At 63.7% G+C, this 16,070-nt stretch carries 16 protein-coding genes; 11 read left to right on the top strand and 5 right to left on the bottom strand.

What is annotated here, in order from left to right; genetic code table 11:
* Positions 1 to 10: 10 nt before the first annotated feature.
* Complete coding sequence (gene cysQ, locus E7813_RS04495) at positions 11 to 829, bottom strand: 3'(2'),5'-bisphosphate nucleotidase CysQ (protein WP_291571288.1); 819 nt, start codon at positions 827 to 829, stop codon at positions 11 to 13.
* Between the two features lie 165 nt (positions 830 to 994).
* Between cysQ and chpT the strand changes: the two genes are divergently transcribed.
* The 7 genes from chpT (at position 995) to E7813_RS04460 (ending at position 8,629) form a co-directional block, all read left to right on the top strand.
* Entirely contained in the window at positions 995 to 1,642 is a 648-nt protein-coding gene (gene chpT, locus E7813_RS04490) for a histidine phosphotransferase ChpT (protein ID WP_291571285.1), read from the top strand.
* A 199-nt stretch (positions 1,643 to 1,841) separates the two neighbouring features.
* Positions 1,842 to 4,487, top strand: a complete 2,646-nt coding sequence (locus E7813_RS04485) for a hybrid sensor histidine kinase/response regulator (RefSeq protein ID WP_291571284.1) — start codon at positions 1,842 to 1,844, stop codon at positions 4,485 to 4,487.
* An 11-nt stretch (positions 4,488 to 4,498) separates the two neighbouring features.
* On the top strand, positions 4,499 to 4,975 hold the full coding sequence (locus E7813_RS04480) for a chemotaxis protein CheW (RefSeq protein WP_291571282.1): 477 nt from the start codon (positions 4,499 to 4,501) through the stop codon (positions 4,973 to 4,975).
* A gap of 70 nt (positions 4,976 to 5,045) precedes the next feature.
* Entirely contained in the window at positions 5,046 to 5,411 is a 366-nt protein-coding gene (locus E7813_RS04475; RefSeq protein WP_291571280.1) for a response regulator, read from the top strand.
* A gap of 83 nt (positions 5,412 to 5,494) precedes the next feature.
* A complete protein-coding gene (locus tag E7813_RS04470) occupies positions 5,495 to 6,664 on the top strand; it encodes a chemotaxis response regulator protein-glutamate methylesterase (protein ID WP_291571278.1) in 1,170 nt (389 codons plus the stop codon).
* Complete coding sequence (locus E7813_RS04465; protein WP_291571277.1) at positions 6,661 to 7,536, top strand: protein-glutamate O-methyltransferase CheR; 876 nt, start codon at positions 6,661 to 6,663, stop codon at positions 7,534 to 7,536. Before E7813_RS04470 ends, E7813_RS04465 begins: the two co-directional genes overlap by 4 nt.
* Positions 7,537 to 7,651: 115 nt before the next feature.
* The gene (locus E7813_RS04460) at positions 7,652 to 8,629 is read left to right on the top strand and encodes a tripartite tricarboxylate transporter substrate binding protein (protein ID WP_291571275.1); all 978 of its coding nucleotides are present in this window, start codon (positions 7,652 to 7,654) and stop codon (positions 8,627 to 8,629) included.
* Positions 8,630 to 8,673: 44 nt separating this feature from the next.
* On the opposite strand, the gene E7813_RS04455 is transcribed toward E7813_RS04460, so the two are convergent.
* From E7813_RS04455 to ctrA, 3 genes are all read right to left on the bottom strand, one after another.
* Positions 8,674 to 9,903: a glutathionylspermidine synthase family protein gene (locus E7813_RS04455; protein WP_291571273.1), complete on the bottom strand. Its 1,230-nt coding sequence runs from the start codon at positions 9,901 to 9,903 to the stop codon at positions 8,674 to 8,676.
* Entirely contained in the window at positions 9,842 to 10,087 is a 246-nt protein-coding gene (locus tag E7813_RS04450) for a hypothetical protein (RefSeq protein ID WP_291571271.1), read from the bottom strand. Before E7813_RS04450 ends, E7813_RS04455 begins: the two co-directional genes overlap by 62 nt.
* 228 nt (positions 10,088 to 10,315) lie before the next feature.
* The gene (gene ctrA / locus E7813_RS04445; RefSeq protein ID WP_007600544.1) at positions 10,316 to 11,017 is read right to left on the bottom strand and encodes a response regulator transcription factor CtrA; all 702 of its coding nucleotides are present in this window, start codon (positions 11,015 to 11,017) and stop codon (positions 10,316 to 10,318) included.
* 366 nt (positions 11,018 to 11,383) lie between these two features.
* Here ctrA and fliI point away from each other — a divergent pair, with 366 nt between their 5' ends.
* The 4 genes from fliI (at position 11,384) to E7813_RS04425 (ending at position 14,895) form a co-directional block, all read left to right on the top strand.
* On the top strand, positions 11,384 to 12,709 hold the full coding sequence (gene fliI / locus E7813_RS04440) for a flagellar protein export ATPase FliI (RefSeq protein ID WP_291571269.1): 1,326 nt from the start codon (positions 11,384 to 11,386) through the stop codon (positions 12,707 to 12,709).
* Between the two features lie 117 nt (positions 12,710 to 12,826).
* The gene (gene fliJ / locus E7813_RS04435; protein ID WP_291571267.1) at positions 12,827 to 13,246 is read left to right on the top strand and encodes a flagellar export protein FliJ; all 420 of its coding nucleotides are present in this window, start codon (positions 12,827 to 12,829) and stop codon (positions 13,244 to 13,246) included.
* A gap of 189 nt (positions 13,247 to 13,435) precedes the next feature.
* On the top strand, positions 13,436 to 13,981 hold the full coding sequence (locus E7813_RS04430; RefSeq protein WP_291571266.1) for a sigma-70 family RNA polymerase sigma factor: 546 nt from the start codon (positions 13,436 to 13,438) through the stop codon (positions 13,979 to 13,981).
* Positions 13,982 to 14,013: 32 nt separating this feature from the next.
* The gene (locus E7813_RS04425) at positions 14,014 to 14,895 is read left to right on the top strand and encodes an anti-sigma factor (protein ID WP_291571264.1); all 882 of its coding nucleotides are present in this window, start codon (positions 14,014 to 14,016) and stop codon (positions 14,893 to 14,895) included.
* A 301-nt stretch (positions 14,896 to 15,196) separates the two neighbouring features.
* Here the strand turns inward: E7813_RS04425 and E7813_RS04420 are convergent, their stop codons facing one another.
* Positions 15,197 to 15,397: a hypothetical protein gene (locus E7813_RS04420; protein ID WP_291571262.1), complete on the bottom strand. Its 201-nt coding sequence runs from the start codon at positions 15,395 to 15,397 to the stop codon at positions 15,197 to 15,199.
* Positions 15,398 to 16,070 lie beyond the last annotated feature (673 nt).

Genomic DNA, 16,070 nt, shown 5'->3' with positions numbered 1-16,070 from the left:
GCCCAAGCGTTCAGCCCGCCGCCGCTGGATCACCCCAGGCGATGAATTCCGGGACGATAAAATCCTTTCGCCCCGAGCCAAAATGCAATGGCGCGCCGTGGCTGTCGGTGACCTTGCCGCCGGCGGCGGTGACGATGGCGTGGCCCGCGGCGATGTCCCATTCGCAAGTGGGCGCGAGGCGGGGATAGATATCGGCACGGCCTTCGGCCACCCGGCCGAATTTCAACGCCGAGCCGAGCGTCTGCCTGACGGCGCCGGGCCGCTCTTCGATGAAGGCTTCGGTCCTGGCATCGCCATGCGAGCGGCTGACGGCTGCGATCCAGGGATCGCCGCGCGGCGGGATAGTGCGGGTATGGATCGGCTCGGGTTTTCCCGCCGCAAGCCGTTCCGCCCCGCGGCCGACCAGCCCGCGCCATATCAATCCGAGCGCCGGCGCGCCGATGATGCCGAGCAGCGGCGCGCCGTTCACCACTAGCGCCAGGTTGACCGTGAATTCGCCGCGGCCGGCGACAAACTCCTTGGTACCGTCGAGCGGATCGATCAGAAAGAAACCGCCGTCGTAAGGCGGTTTCGCCAGGTGAACGCGCTCCTCGGAGATGGCCGGGATGTTTGGAACGAGCCGCGCCAGAGCTTCGGCGATGATCCGGTCGGCGGCCAGGTCCGCTTCCGTCACCGGAGAGCCGTCGACCTTGCCGTCGACCTGCATGGCGGCGCGGTTGACTGCCAGAATGGCGGCGCCGGCCTGGACCACCAGATCGGTCAGGGGCTCGATCAGCGCGGCCGCGCGATCGCGATCGATCGCCGGTTCCGGCGAACCTGCCTCATTCATCGGCAAGCCTCATATCCACCAAGCCTCATATCCACACCGTCCTTCCGATTGGTGGCCTTTGCGTGTCCCGCCTGTGTTGGCAGTCCATGCGTCCGCAGTGTATCAAGCCAGCCAGCATGCGTGATTCGTCGTGTACGCGCTTTCGCGGATTTCAGGGAACATTTGATGTCTGGCACCTCGTCTCCCGGTCCCGCCCCCGATGCTCTCGAATTGGCGGCGTTGTTGTGTTCGCGGGTTTGCCACGATCTCATCAGTCCGGTCGGCGCCATCGTCAATGGGCTTGAGGTGCTCGACGACAATCCCAAGCCGGACGATCGTGAATTTGCTCTCGATCTGATCCGCAAAAGCGCCAAGACCGCCTCGGCCCGATTGCAGTTCTGCCGGCTGGCGTTCGGGGCGGCGGGCTCATCCGGCGCGCAGATCGACCTCGGCGATGCGCAGACCATGGCGCGCGGTCATATCGAGGACGGCAAGACCACGATCGTGTGGAATTTGCCGCGGGTGCTGCTGGCGAAAAACCGGGTCAAGCTGCTCCTGAACATGCTGGTGATCGCGCAGCAGACCATACCGCGCGGCGGCGTGCTCACGGTCGATCCGATCGGCGAGGGCGAAGCGCTCGGCTTTCGCGTCACCGCCAGCGGGCTCAACGCCCGCCTGCCGCAAAATATCGCCGATCTCCTGAGCGAGGCTCACGGCGGAGGGGTCGATGCCCATGCGGTGCAGCCTTATTACACGCGGCTTTTGGCCCAGGCCTGCGGGTTGCAGGTGGCGCTGGCGTCCGACGGCGATGCGGTGGTGGTGACCGCTTCCTGACCGCGCGGGGCTTTCCCACAAAACATGGTTAAGCAACGGTTTATTGCAGGCTCCCGGATTCGGTGAAGCCGTCTTATCTCTTTGTTGAGACCGTTCTTTTCCAATTACTCAACCATTATTAAACCCTTTGCGGAGATGCTGGCCGAACTCGAAAAGGCGCGTCGAAGTCGCGTGCCCCTCGCGTTCGAAGGCCTGGTTCATGGATGATCTGTTACGGGAGTTCCTGACGGAAACCAGCGAGAGCCTGGATACGGTCGACAATCAGCTGGTACGGTTCGAGCAGGATCCGAACAACGCCAGGATTCTCGACAATATCTTTCGCCTGGTTCACACCATCAAGGGCACCTGCGGCTTCCTCGGCCTGCCGCGTCTTGAGGCGCTGGCGCATGCCGCCGAAACGCTGATGGGCAAATTTCGCGACGGCATGCCGGTGACCGGCGAAGCGGTCACGCTGATCCTGAACAGCATCGACCGCATCAAGGAAATTCTCGCAGGGCTTGAGGCAACCCAGGCCGAACCCGATGGCACCGATCAGGACCTGATCGTCGAGCTGCATCAAACGGTCGAGCGCGGGATGCAGGCGATGGCCGCGGCGCCCGTTCAGCCCGCGATCGAGCAGGGCACCTTGGTGCCGCAGGTACTGGAGCGGCGATTGCGCCCCGGCGAAGTGTCGCTGGATGAACTGGAGCACGCGTTTCGCGCGACCGCGAGCGAGGTGGCGCCGCCGCCGGCGCCGAAAGCGGCAAAGCCGGCTGCGAAGAAAGCCTTTGCCGAGCCGGAGACCTCCGATGCCGACCGCGTCGCCAACCAGTCGATCCGGGTCAATGTGGATACGCTGGAACACCTGATGACGATGGTGTCGGAGCTGGTTCTGACCCGCAATCAGCTTCTCGAAATCAGCCGCCGCAACGAGGACACCGAATTCAAGGTGCCGCTGCAGCGGTTGTCGAACGTCACCGCCGAGTTGCAGGAAGGCGTCATGAAGACGCGGATGCAGCCGATCGGCAACGCCTGGCAGAAGCTGCCGCGGATCGTGCGCGACCTCTCCGGCGAACTCGGCAAGCAGATCGAACTGGAGATGCACGGCGCCGACACTGAGCTCGACCGCCAGGTGCTCGACCTGATCAAGGATCCCTTGACGCATATGGTGCGCAACTCGGCCGATCACGGGCTGGAGACGCCGGCCGAACGGCTGGCCGCCGGCAAGTCCGAGCAGGGCACCATCCGGCTCTCTGCCTATCATGAGGGCGGCCACATCATCATCTGCATCGCCGACAACGGCCGCGGGATGAATACCGAGCGCATCAAGGCCAAGGCGCTCGCCAACGGTCTGGTCAGCGAGGCCGAACTCGAGAAGATGACGGAAGCGCAGATCCACAAATTCATCTTCGCGCCGGGCTTTTCGACGGCGGCCGCCGTCACCAGCGTATCCGGCCGCGGCGTCGGCATGGACGTGGTGCGCACCAATATCGACCAGATCGGCGGCACCATCGACGTCAAGTCCGTGGCCGGCGAAGGCTCCAGCGTCACCGTCAAGATCCCGCTGACGCTTGCCATCGTCTCGGCGCTGATTGTGGAAGCCGGCGGCGACCGCTTTGCGATCCCCCAACTGGCGGTGGTCGAACTGGTGCGGGCGCGCGCCAACTCCGAACACCGGATCGAGCGCATCAAGGACACTGCGGTATTGCGCCTGCGCAACAAGCTGCTGCCGCTGATGCACCTGAAGAAGCTGCTCAAGATCGGCGACGGCACCTCCACCGATCCGGAGAACGGCTTCATCGTGGTGACGCAGGTCGGCAGCCAGACCTTCGGCATCGTGGTCGACGGCGTGTTCCACACCGAGGAAATCGTGGTCAAGCCGATGTCGACCAAGCTGCGTCACATCGAGATGTTCTCCGGCAGCACCATCCTCGGCGACGGCGCCGTCATCATGATCATCGATCCCAACGGCATTGCGAAAGCGCTCGGGACCTCGGTCGCCGTCAGTCACGAAATCGCCGATGAGAACGCGGCGATGCGCGCCGGCGCCGCCGAACAATTGACCTCGCTGCTGGTGTTCCGCGCCGGCAGCGAACAACCCAAGGCGGTGCCGTTGGGACTGGTGACGCGGCTGGAAGAGATCGCCACCGACAAGATCGAGCTCTCCAACGGCCGCTACATGGTGCAATACCGCGATCGGCTGATGCCGCTGGTGCAGATGAACGGCGTCAGCGTCGGCGCCTCGGATACCCAGCCGATCCTGGTGTTCGCCGATGACGGCCGTTCGATGGGGCTGGTGGTCGACGAGATCATCGACATCGTCGAGGAACGGCTCGACATCGAGGTCGCAGGCACCAGTGACGGCATTCTCGGCTCCGCCGTGATCAAGGGCCAGGCCACCGAAGTGATCGACGTCGGCCACTTCCTCCCGATGGCATTCGCCGACTGGTTCAGCCGCAAGGAGATGCGGCCCTCGCTATCGGCGCAATCGGTGCTGCTGGTCGACGACTCCGCGTTCTTCCGCAACATGCTGGCGCCGGTCCTGAAGGCGGCGGGCTATCGGGTGCGGGTCGCCCCCAGCGCGCAAGAAGGCCTGCTGGCGCTGCGGTCGGGCCAGGCGTTCGACGTGGTGCTGACCGACATCGAAATGCCCGACATGGACGGCTTCGAATTTGCCGAGACCATCCGCGCCGATCAGCACCTGAGCGCGATGCCGATCATCGCATTGTCCTCGATGGTATCGCCGGCGGCGATCGAGCGCGGACGGCTTGCGGGCTTCCACGACTACGTCGCCAAGTTCGACCGTCCCGGCCTGATCGCCGCGCTGAAGGAGCAGACCGCCGAGATCAGCCGGGTGGCGGCATGACGGAGGCCGGCATGACCAGCACGACAGTTCAGGTCCTCGAGGGCGCCGTTTCCGAGTATGTCACCGCGGTGATCGGCGGACAGTTGTTCGGCTTGCCGATCTCGCGCGTGCAGGACGTGTTCATGCCGGAGCGCCTGACCCGGGTGCCGCTGTCGCCGGGGGAGATCGCCGGAGTTCTCAACCTGCGCGGCCGCATCGTCACGGTGGTGGATATGCGCGCGCGTCTCGGTTTGCCGAAAAACGACGCCGGCAGGCCGCCGATGGCGATCGGCGTCGACCTGCGCGGCGAATCCTATGGCCTCCTGATCGATCAGATCGGCGAGGTGCTCAAGCTTGCCGACGACGGCCGCGAGGACAATCCGGTCAACCTCGATCCCCGCATGGCCAGGCTCGCCGGCGGCGTGCATCGGCTCGAAGGTCAGCTGATGGTGGTGCTCGACGTCGACCGCGTTCTCGAAATCATGCCCGACATGCCGGCGGCGGCATGAGGATCGGTCGAACGCTGTGCATTGAAACTGGAAATCGAAACGTTCCTTTCGGGAAGAAGCAGAGGCTAAAATGAAAACATGTCTGGTTGTCGATGACTCAAGCGTCATTCGAAAAGTCGCACGGCGCATCCTGGAAGGCCTGGATTTCCAGATCGTCGAAGCCGAGGACGGCGAGAAGGCGCTCGAGGTCTGCAAGCGCGGCCTGCCCGAAGCGATCCTGCTCGACTGGAACATGCCGATCATGGACGGCTATGAATTCCTCGGCAACCTGCGCCGCATGCCCGGCGGGGACCAGCCCAAGGTAGTGTTCTGCACCACCGAGAACGACGTCGCGCACATCGCGCGCGCGCTTCATGCCGGCGCCAACGAATACATCATGAAGCCGTTCGACAAGGACATCGTCACGGCGAAATTCCAGGAAGTCGGTCTGATCTGACCGTCGTTGCGGGTCGGTCGGCTCGACAGCCGCCGGCGTCGTCGTTGCAATAGTGTGCCGCCTTGAGCCGTGTCCGGTGAGTAATGAGTATTGCGTTGGCAGGTTCTTCCACTTCGAATTCGACGCGGCACGAACCGCTGCGGGTGATGGTGGTCGATGATTCCGCCGTCATCCGCGGATTGATCTCGCGCTGGATCGAAGCCGAGCCGGACATGGTGGTCGCGGCATCGCTGCGCACCGGCCTCGACGCCGTCAACCGGATCGAGCGCGTCGATCCCGATGTCGCCGTGCTCGATATCGAAATGCCGGAACTCGACGGTATTTCCGCGCTGCCGCTGCTGCTGGCAAAGAAACGCAACCTCATCATCATCATGGTCTCGACCCTGACCCGCCGCAACGCCGAGATCAGCTTCAAGGCGCTGTCGCTCGGCGCGGCGGACTACATCCCGAAGCCCGAAAGCACCCGCGAACCGGCCGCCGCCGAAACCTTCCGCCACGATCTCATCCAGAAAATCCGCGACCTCGGCGCCAAGGTCCGCCGTGCCGTCCCGGTCTCATCGAGCCCTCCGCTGGCGCCTGTGCTCGATCGGCCGCGGCAGCCTTCGGTCCGGCCGGCGCTGGCTCCGGTGGCGCATCCGCAACTGCTGCGCCGCGCGTTCGGCACGCAGCCGCCGCGCGCGCTGCTGATCGGCTCGTCGACCGGTGGTCCGCAGGCGCTGATGGCGCTGGTCGCCGAGATCGGCGCCGTGATCGATCGCTTTCCGGTGCTCATCACCCAGCACATGCCGCCCACCTTCACGACGATCCTCGCCGAGCATCTGGCGCGCTCGAGCCAGCGGCCCGTGCACGAAGCCGTTGACGGCGAGCCCGTCAAAGCCGGGCAGGTCTATCTCGCGCCGGGCGGCCGCCACATGCGCGTGGTGCGGCACGGCACCGAGGCGGCGATCGCGCTCGACGACGGACCGCCGGTCAATTTCTGCAGGCCCGCGGTCGACCCCTTGTTCGCCTCCGCGATCGAGGTCTGGCAGGGCGGCATCCTCGCGGTGCTGCTGACCGGCATGGGCTCGGACGGCATGCGCGGAGGCAAGGAAATCGTGGCGGCCGGCGGCAGCGTCATCGCCCAGGACGAAGCCTCCAGCGTGGTGTGGGGGATGCCGGGCGCCGCCGCCAATGCGGGCATTTGCGCGGCCGTTCTGCCGCTTAATCAGATCGCACCGAAACTGGTTCGGTTGTTTTCGGGAGATCGCGCGTGACGCCGCTGGACTACGAGTTTCTGCGCAAGCTGTTGCAGGAGCGCTCCGGACTGGACCTGTCTTCCGACAAGCAATATCTGGTGGAAAGCCGGTTGATCCCGCTGGCCCGCCGGGTCGGCCTGTCCGGAATCACCGAGTTAGTGACCAAAATAAAAGCCGGCTCCGAAGCGCTGACATCCGAGATGGTCGAGGCGATGACCACCAACGAGACGTTCTTTTTCCGCGACAAGGTTCCGTTCGATCATCTGCGGGAGACGATCCTGCCTTCACTGCTGAAGGCGCGTGCCAGCCGCCGCAGCCTGCGGATCTGGTCGGCGGCGTCTTCCACCGGGCAGGAGCCTTACTCGATCGCGATGTGCCTGAAGGAAATCGCACCCGCGCTGGCGGGATGGCGGGTAGAAATTCTCGCGACCGACCTGTCGCACGGCGTGCTCGAAAAGGCCAGGACCGGCATCTTCAGCCAGTTCGAGGTGCAGCGCGGCTTGCCGATCCAGATGCTGGTCAAGCACTTCACGCAAGTCGGCGAGCTATGGCAGCTCAATGCCGATATCCGCGCCATGGTCCAGCACCGGCACCTGAACCTGATGCAGGACTTTTCCCACCTCGGAACCTTCGATGCGATCTTCTGCCGGAACGTCCTGATCTATTTCGACCCGGAGACCAAGGCCGCCATCTTCGATCGCCTCGCCAGGGCCATCGAGCCCGACGGCATGCTGGTGCTGGGTGCTGCCGAATCCGTGGTCGGAATCTCCGACGTCTTCAAGCCCTATCCCGAGCGGCGCGGGCTTTATCGCCCGAACGAGCGCCCGAACGCCGCGCGGCCGGCGCGCGCCGGCGCCGCGGCGGTGCTGAAAGCGGTGGCCGCGCGCTGAAGCAGCCGTGCACCCGCACGCGCTTTGCCGGATTCTGCGCTATACTCGTGATCTGCCCGCGATATCGTCGTTGATCCGGGCAGCGTCGGATCAAATAAAATCACGGGGATGAGCGATGTCCAGGAGCCAGGTTTCACGCCGCGCGCTATTGGCTGCAATCGCCGCCGTGCCGTTCGCCCGCGGCGCCAGCGCGCAAGGCTCCTGGCCGAACCGTCCGGTGTCGGTGATGGTGCCCTATCCGCCGGCCGGCGGCGCCGACACCACCGCACGCATACTCTACGCCAAGGTCAGCACGATTCTGGGCCAGCAGTTCGTCATCGAAAATCGCGGCGGGGCCGGCGGCACCATCGGTGAAGCGCTGGTCGCGAAGGCCGCCCCCGACGGCTACACCGTCCTGCATGACGGCACCGCCTATTCGATCAACGGCGCGCTCTATGCCAACCTTCCGTTCGACTACGGCAGGGATTTCGACCCGGTGGCGCTGGTGTCGCTGGTGCCGAATATCCTGGTGGTGACGCCGTCGGTGCCGGTGAGCACGATGGCCGACGTCATCGCCTATGCCAAAGCAGCACCCGGCGGCATCGACATGGCGTCCTCGGGCAACGGCACGCTGCAGCATCTGTCGCTCGAAATGTTCCGCTTCATGACCGGAGCCAAGGTGAACCACGTGCCCTATCGCGGCGGCGGCGTCGCGCTCAACGATGTCATCGCCGGGCAGGTGAAGTTTTTCTTTTCCAACGGATCGTCGGTGGTCGGCCTGATCCAGGGCGGCAAGCTCAAGGCCATCGCCCACACCGGCAACGGCCGGCTGAAAAGCCTGCCCGATATTCCGCCGGTGTCGGATACGTTGCCCGGCTTCGAGGCCTATGAATGGAACGGCGTGTTCGTGCCGCATGGCACGCCGCCGGAAATCGTGCGCAGCCTCAACGGCGCGATCAACCAGGCGATCGCGGCGCCCGACGTCAAACAGCGCTTCGAGCAGCTCAACATCGACAGCCGGCCGAACACGCCGGACGAATTCCGCGCCTTCGTCGCGGACCAGGTGGAGCGCTGGAGCAAGGTGGTGAAGGAAGCCAACATCAAGATCGGTTGAGCCGGATGGCCTGGCAACCAGCCCGGTCGATGCGAAGCATATCCCTACAGGATGACGTGGGGCAGGAATCGCGAGGTATTGCCGGTGATCGGATTGGCATCCTCGCGAATCGATAGCCCGCACGGCGTGTGGTCGACCAGCCAGCTTCCAAGCACCGGATATTGACCGGAGAAATCCGGCAGCGGTGCAAAGGCCTGGCGAATAAAACCTTCCGCGCCATACGGACCTTCCTGCTCCACGACCGTAACGCCGTCGCGAACCAGCGCGACATTGGCGCCTTCGCGCGAATAAAGCGGCTTGCGCACAAACGACGTACCGAGCCGCGCGGCGTTCGGGTCGTCCTCGAAATAGGCCGGCAACAAATTGGGGTGATCCGGAAACATCTCCCACAGCAGCGGCAGGATGCCCTTGTTGGAAAGGATCGCCTTCCACGGCGGTTCGATCCAGCGCGTCGGCGCCTGGGCAAGCCGCGCGCCGAACGCATCGTGGAACATCCATTCCCAGGGATAGAGCTTGAATGCGAGTTCGATCGCGCGACCGTCGAGATCGACGAAGCGGCCGTCGGCGCTCAATCCGACTTGCTCGATATCGAGCAGGGTGGTTTCGAGGCCGGCCTGCCTTGCGGTGTCCTCGAGATAGGCCAGCGTGCCGGCATCCTCGGTGTTTCCGGTTGTCCCGGTAAGATGAAGGTGGCGTCCGGCGCCAACCTTCTTCCACGCCTCGATCAGGCGCTCGTGGATCGAATTGAACTGGTCGGCATCCGGGGGAATGATGCCCCGCTCGATCGCCTGCTCGAGCCAGGTCCATTGGAACACCGCGGCCTCGAAGATCGAGGTCGGGGTGTCCGCGTTGTATTCCAGCAGTTTGGCATGGCCCTGTCCGTCGAAGCTGAGGTCGAGCCGGCCATAGAGGCTCAGTTCGTCGCGATGCCAGCTCTCGGAGATCAGCGGCCAGAACGCTTGCGGGATCTTCAGCCGGCGCAGGGTGAATTCGTCGTCGACCGCGCGGCCGACCAGTTCAAGGCACATCGCGTCGATTTCACCGGTCGGGATCTCGATCCGGCGTTCGATTTCATCGAGCGTGAAGGCATAACAGGCGCGTTCGTCCCAGTAGCGCTCGCCGTCGATGGTGTGGAAATCGAACCCGCATTGCTCGGCTGTTGCGCGCCAGTCGTCGCGCTCGGGGGCAGGCGATGCGCCGCATCGAGGCCCGCTAGCCGCCGCCGTAAAAATGGCCGCCGCGGTGGAAATACGGCCCGCCGCCGAAGCCGCCATAGGTCACGCCATCGTCATATCCATATGTCGTGCCGCAGGTCGGGATCGGCACGCCGTCCGGCCCGGGAACCAGGATCGGGACATATCCGGGAGGACAATACAGTCGCGGCACAAATCCCATCGATACCGTGCCGACGGCGGCGGTGCCCATCATGGTCAGAACGACGCGGCGCGAACGTTTCATGGTGTGGCCCCGGGCTCTTAGAGGACTGATCTGGAACGACCGATAGTCTCTTACGCCGGAGGCAATCAGGCAAGCGAAAGCGGTCAGTTCACGGCATCGTGCGGCACAAGAGTTCGTCTGTCGGCGCACGCGCCTCGCTAGTTCAATCCACACAAACAAAAACCCCGCCATTTGCGGCGGGGTCCAGTCAGGGAGGAGTGAGCCTACGGGCTCGCACTAAACTTTCGATCAGGCGGGAATGCGCTCTTCGACCTCGTGCGGCTCGCGCAGCACGTAGCCGCGGCCCCACACGGTTTCGATGAAGTTGCGGCCTTCGGAGGCATTCGCCAACTTCTTGCGCAGCTTGCAGATGAAGACGTCGATGATCTTGAGTTCCGGCTCGTCCATACCGCCATAGAGATGGTTGAGGAACATTTCCTTGGTCAGCGTGGTGCCCTTGCGCAAGCTGAGCAGCTCCAGCATCTGGTATTCCTTGCCGGTCAGGTGCACGCGCTGGCCGCCGACCTCGACCGTCTTGGTGTCGAGGTTGACCACGAGATCGCCGGTCTGGATCACCGACTGGGCGTGGCCCTTGGAGCGGCGCACGATCGCATGGATGCGCGCAACCAGTTCGTCCTTGTGGAAGGGCTTGGTCATGTAGTCGTCGGCGCCGACGCCGAGACCCTTGACCTTGTCCTCGATGCCGGCGAGGCCGGAGAGGATCAGAATGGGGGTCTTGATCTTGGATACCCGAAGCTGCTTGAGCACGTCATAGCCGGACATGTCGGGCAGGTTAAGGTCGAGCAGGATAATGTCGTAATCGTAAAGCTTTCCGAGATCGACGCCTTCTTCTCCAAGATCGGTCGTATAGACGTTGAAACTCTCGGATTTGAGCATCAGCTCGATCGACTGCGCGACGGCGCTGTCATCTTCTATCAGCAATACGCGCATGCCAGTCCCCTATAGTCGCCGCTGCGGGCGTCAGGTCGGCCGCACTTGCGGCACTCAAAACGCCTTTCAACAACTGATTCGGATCCTGACGACATATGGTTAACAAAATCTGATTCTGATCCGCAAGCTCTATCCGTGCAATTTTTATCGAATCGCCGTAAGATATTGCGTGGAAGCGAGTTTTTGTATCCGTACTCGTTCAAGTTCCACATTAAGAGGCGGGCCTAACCGACTCTCGCGACTCGTCCTTCCTTCTGAAGGCCGAGCGCTCTCAGTTACCAAAGACAGTGACGTAATGATTAACGATGCGGGTAAACACGAGGTTAAGGGCCGGGCGATAAAGCGCGGAAACTTAAGGTTTTCGCAATGAAAGCGCTCGCCGAGCAGATCAGTGACGTCGACGGCGTCAACATGTATGGCCGCGTCGTCGGCGTGCGCGGCCTGATGGTCGAGATCGCCGGACCCATTCACGCGATGTCGGTCGGCGCCCGCATCGTGATCGAGACCGGCGGCAATCGCTTCATCCCTTCCGAAGTCATCGGCTTCACCGGCAGCAACGCGGTGGTGATGCCGTTCGCCGGCCTCGAAGGTGTGCGGCGCGGATGCCGCGCCGTGATCGCCAACGCCGCAAGCCAGGTGCGGCCGTCGCCGTTGTGGCTCGGCCGGGTGCTCAACGCCATGTGCGAGCCGATCGACGGCAAGGGGCCGTTGCCGCAGGGGCCGTCGCCGATGCCCTATCGCAACTCGCCGCCGCCGGCCCATTCGCGCAAGCGGGTCGGCGCGCCGCTCGATCTCGGGGTGAGGGCGCTCAATACCTTCCTGACCTGCTGCCGCGGCCAGCGGCTCGGCATCTTCGCCGGCTCCGGCGTCGGCAAGTCGGTGCTGTTGTCGATGCTGGCGCGCAACGTCGACGCCGATATCACGGTGATCGGCCTGGTCGGCGAACGCGGCCGCGAGGTGCAGGAATTCCTACAGGACGACCTTGGCGAAGAAGGGCTGGCGCGATCGGTGGTGGTGGTGGCGACCTCGGACGAGCCGGCCTTGATGCGGCGGCAGGCGGCTTATTTGACGCTCGCGATCGCCGAATACTTCCGCGACGATGAAAAGGACGTGCTGTGCCTGATGGATTCGGTCACGCGCTTTGCGATGTCGCAGCGTGAAATCGGCCTGTCGGCCGGCGAGCCGCCGACCGCCAAGGGCTACACGCCTACGGTGTTCACCGAATTGCCGAAGCTCCTGGAGCGCGCCGGGCCGGGCACCGGCGAGGGCACCATCACCGGCATCTTCACCGTGCTGGTGGACGGCGACGACCACAATGAGCCGATCGCGGATGCGGTCAGAGGCATCCTCGACGGCCACGTGGTGATGGAGCGGACCATCGCCGAGCGCGGACGTTTTCCGGCCATCAACGTCCTCAAATCGGTGTCCCGCACCATGCCGAAATCGGCCGATCCGGCCTTCCTGCCGGTCATCACCCGGGGGCGCCAGGTCATGGCAACCTATGCCGACATGGAGGAACTGATCCGACTCGGGGCCTATCGCCCGGGCTCCAGCCCGGAGGTCGATGAGGCGATCCGGCTGCATGAGCCGCTGGAGGCCTTCCTGCGCCAGGCCAAGGAGGAAGTGACCGGTCTCGGCGAAGGTTACCGGCAACTCGAGCAAATCTTGGCCAGCTTGGAAACGGAACGCTAACTTTGTCAGGCCATCATCCGCGCCACACAAGTTGCAGCCGGTGGGGTTCCTGTGAGCCCATTTGGGGAGCCGGTCCCGTCCCGCGTTCAGATCGGGACTTCTGGGGAGTATGAGTCGATGAAGTCACGTGAAACGCTGATCCGCCTGAAGAAGTTTCAGGTCGATGAAAAGCGCCGAAGAGTAGCCCAGATCGAGGGCATGATCGCCGATTTCCAGCGCATGTCGGTCGACCTCGAGCGCGAAATCAATTCCGAGCAGGAGCGCGCCGGGATCAACGATCCGTCGCACTTCGCCTATCCGACCTATGCCAAGGCGGCGATCCAGCGGCGCGAAAACCTGACCCGGTCCGCCGACGAACTGCGCATCCAGCTCGAAGACGCCAAGAGCCTGCTGACCGAGGCTTTCGAGGAACTCAAGAAAGTCGAGCTTCTGGACGAGCGCGACCAGGCCCGCGAGCGCGCCGAAGAGAACGCCCGCGAACAGGCCGATCTCGACAGCATCGGCCTGATGCGCGCGCGCATCGGGGCGGTTGCCTGACGCTTTCCACCTCGCTTGAGACAACAGCATCGACCCGGGCCGCGAGGTCCGGGTTTTTCCTTTGCCGTCCACAGGCCGGCGGCCCCCGACTTGGGGTCCGATTTGCCGCAAGGTATGCTACCACACGTCGGGAATGCCGCTTTGGTATGTACGAAAGCGAATGGGCATCGCGAGCTTTGGGGACGCTGAATGCTGACGCCAGCTGAGCTGGTCTGGCTGATTGCCGCGGTTGCGAAGGGGGATGAGGCCGCTTTTGAGCGGCTCTACGTCGCCACGCGGGCGAAACTCTTTGGCGTGGTTCTGCGTATCTTGCGGCGACAGGATCTCGCCGAGGAGGTCATCCAGGAGGCCTACGTCAAGATCTGGAACAGCGCCGGACAGTTCAATCCCGGCGTGTCGTCGCCGATCACGTGGATGGTGTCGATTGCGCGAAATCGCGCCATCGACGTCGTGCGCAAACGCAGCGAAGTGTCGATCGAGGAGGAGCCGGCGGCGATGGAGGTCGCGGCCGATTCGCCGGATCCGCTGGCGCGCCGGGAGATGACCGAGGAATTGAAGCGGTTGCTGGAGTGCGTCGGCCGGCTCGAGCCCGACCGGCAAAAGCTGGTGCTGCTGGCCTACTACAACGGCTGGAGCCGCGAACAGCTGGCGGCGAAGTTCGAGACGCCGGTCAATACGGTGAAGACGTGGCTGCGCCGCAGCATGATGGATATCCGGGAGTGCCTCGGACTTTAGAAGTGCTCTTTGGGAGTCTCTGGACTTAGATGATGGCCTACAGCGAAGACCATATCGCGCTCGCCGCGGAATATGCCCTCGGCACCCTCGATGCCGGCGAGCGGGCGCAGGTCGAGACCATGATGGCCGTCGACAAGGAGTTCACGGCGATCGTCGAGGCGTGGGAGTTCAAGCTCGCCGCCTTGAACCAGATGGTCGGATCGGTCGAGCCGCGGCCTTACGTCTGGGACAATATCAGGATCGCGGTGGGGCATGCCGAACCGCAGGCGCCGCTGATGTTGCCGAAGGCGCCGCCGGTGGCCGCGCCTGGGGTCATCAGGCCTGCCGCGGCCGTCGAGCCTTCCGCCGATGCTTCCAGTGTCATCCAGATGTCCGGACGGATCAGGCGCTGGCGCAATGTCGCAACGTTCACGAGCGCGCTCGCGGCGGCGCTGGTCGCCATGATCGGAATCCAGGTGCTTGCACCGGGGATGCTTCCCGAGGGCATGCGCCCGGCACCGCGGACGCAGGTGGTCGAGGTCAAGACCCCTTCCGCGCCGACGGCGCCGTCGGCGCAATATGTCGCGGTACTGCAGAAGGATGGCGGCTCGCCCGCGTTCATTCTGACGGTGGACGGCGCGACCAGGAATTTCACCATTCGCAAGGTCGGCGCCACCGCGCCCGATCCCGGCAAGAGCTTTGAGCTTTGGCTGATCTCCGACCGGCTGCCGCAGCCGCGCTCGCTGGGCGTGATCGGCGGCGGCGACTTCACCGCGCGCCCGGTGCTGGCCTCTTACGACGCCGGCATCGTCAACGGGGCGACCTATGCGGTGACGGTGGAGCAGGCCGGAGGATCGCCCAGCGGCAAGCCGACCTCGGCGCCGGTCTATACCGGCAAGCTCATCGAGACCGTGCCGGCGACTGCGCCGAAGTAGAACTCGATCTTTCATTCAGATTTTGCGCGAAAGCGTTCGCAGCGCACGCAACTCTGCTCTCTCCCCCCTTGTGGGGGAGAGCTGGAGAGAGGGGTAAGCCGCGGGTTCGGTGCTTGTGGCTTACCCCTCTCCCTAACCCTCCCCCCACAAGGGGGAGGGACGAGATTTCGGTCGGCACAAAAAGAAAACGCCCGTGGGGGGCGGGCGTTTTCGGTCGTCAACTTGGGGTAGTTGGGGTCTTCTATTATCCACGTGGCGACTTTGGGGGGCTGTTAAAGAGCCGCGTGAATTCACAAAACTTTTAGCGGACAACCATCATGTCCGAACTGGTGATCGTTACCGGCTTGCCGGCCTTGATGACGCGTGCAGTCTGGGTATAGCCGTCGTCCGAATTGATGCGCGCCGAGATGCCGAAGCCAGCCACCGCGATACCCGCAACGAGCGCCACGACCACGATCTTGAGATGGGTCGAGCGATCTGCGCTGTAGATCGAATGGTTCATGGAAGCCTCCTGCCGCCTTCCTGCCCCTTAGCGGATTTGTCTGTTCCATCCGCCGGCAGGTTCAACATCTCATGGCTAGAAACGTAGGGATTCGGGTTTCGGTCCATCAGAGGCGATCACAAGGCGGTGAAAAGACTTGAACGGCCGCGATCAGGGGTGCGCTGCCCAGCCTTCGGTATGACAGATAAGCAAGTAACCACAGCAGGTTATGCTTCGGGAACATCCCGCAACGCAAACGGGGCGCGAATTGGCACCGGCCAAAAAACCATTTGCGTGTGGCCGAAAAGCCCCTTGCGCCATCCTGATTTGCCGCCCGGGGCGACCGCCATGATTATTTTTCCGAATTTCAGAATTTAACTTGACCGAATCGGATTTTCGGAATATTGAGGTGGCGTCCCGTTCCTTCCAAGGGGGCGGCTCGCGATCGTCACGGACGCGGAACGGGATGCGGTGGACGCGGATGGCGCTTTGACGAACGCGCTTGAGGCGGACGGCGAAGTCGTGTGGTCCTGACACCCCGACGCTGGTGTCAAGTCGGCGGAGTTATCCGCCGATGACGGTGGCAACAAAGCCCGGTCACCGGGGAGAGCGCGAAATAAGCCGTAAAACCATTGTGCGGGGAATGCCGGGTGATTTCCGGTGTGACCGTGGTGACTTTGCTGGCATGGCTTGT

Source organism: Bradyrhizobium sp., assembly GCF_004799405.1.
GTDB lineage: Bacteria > Pseudomonadota > Alphaproteobacteria > Rhizobiales > Xanthobacteraceae > Bradyrhizobium.
Note: the sequence above shows the minus strand (reverse complement) of the source record. Positions and strands in the feature narration are given on the sequence as shown.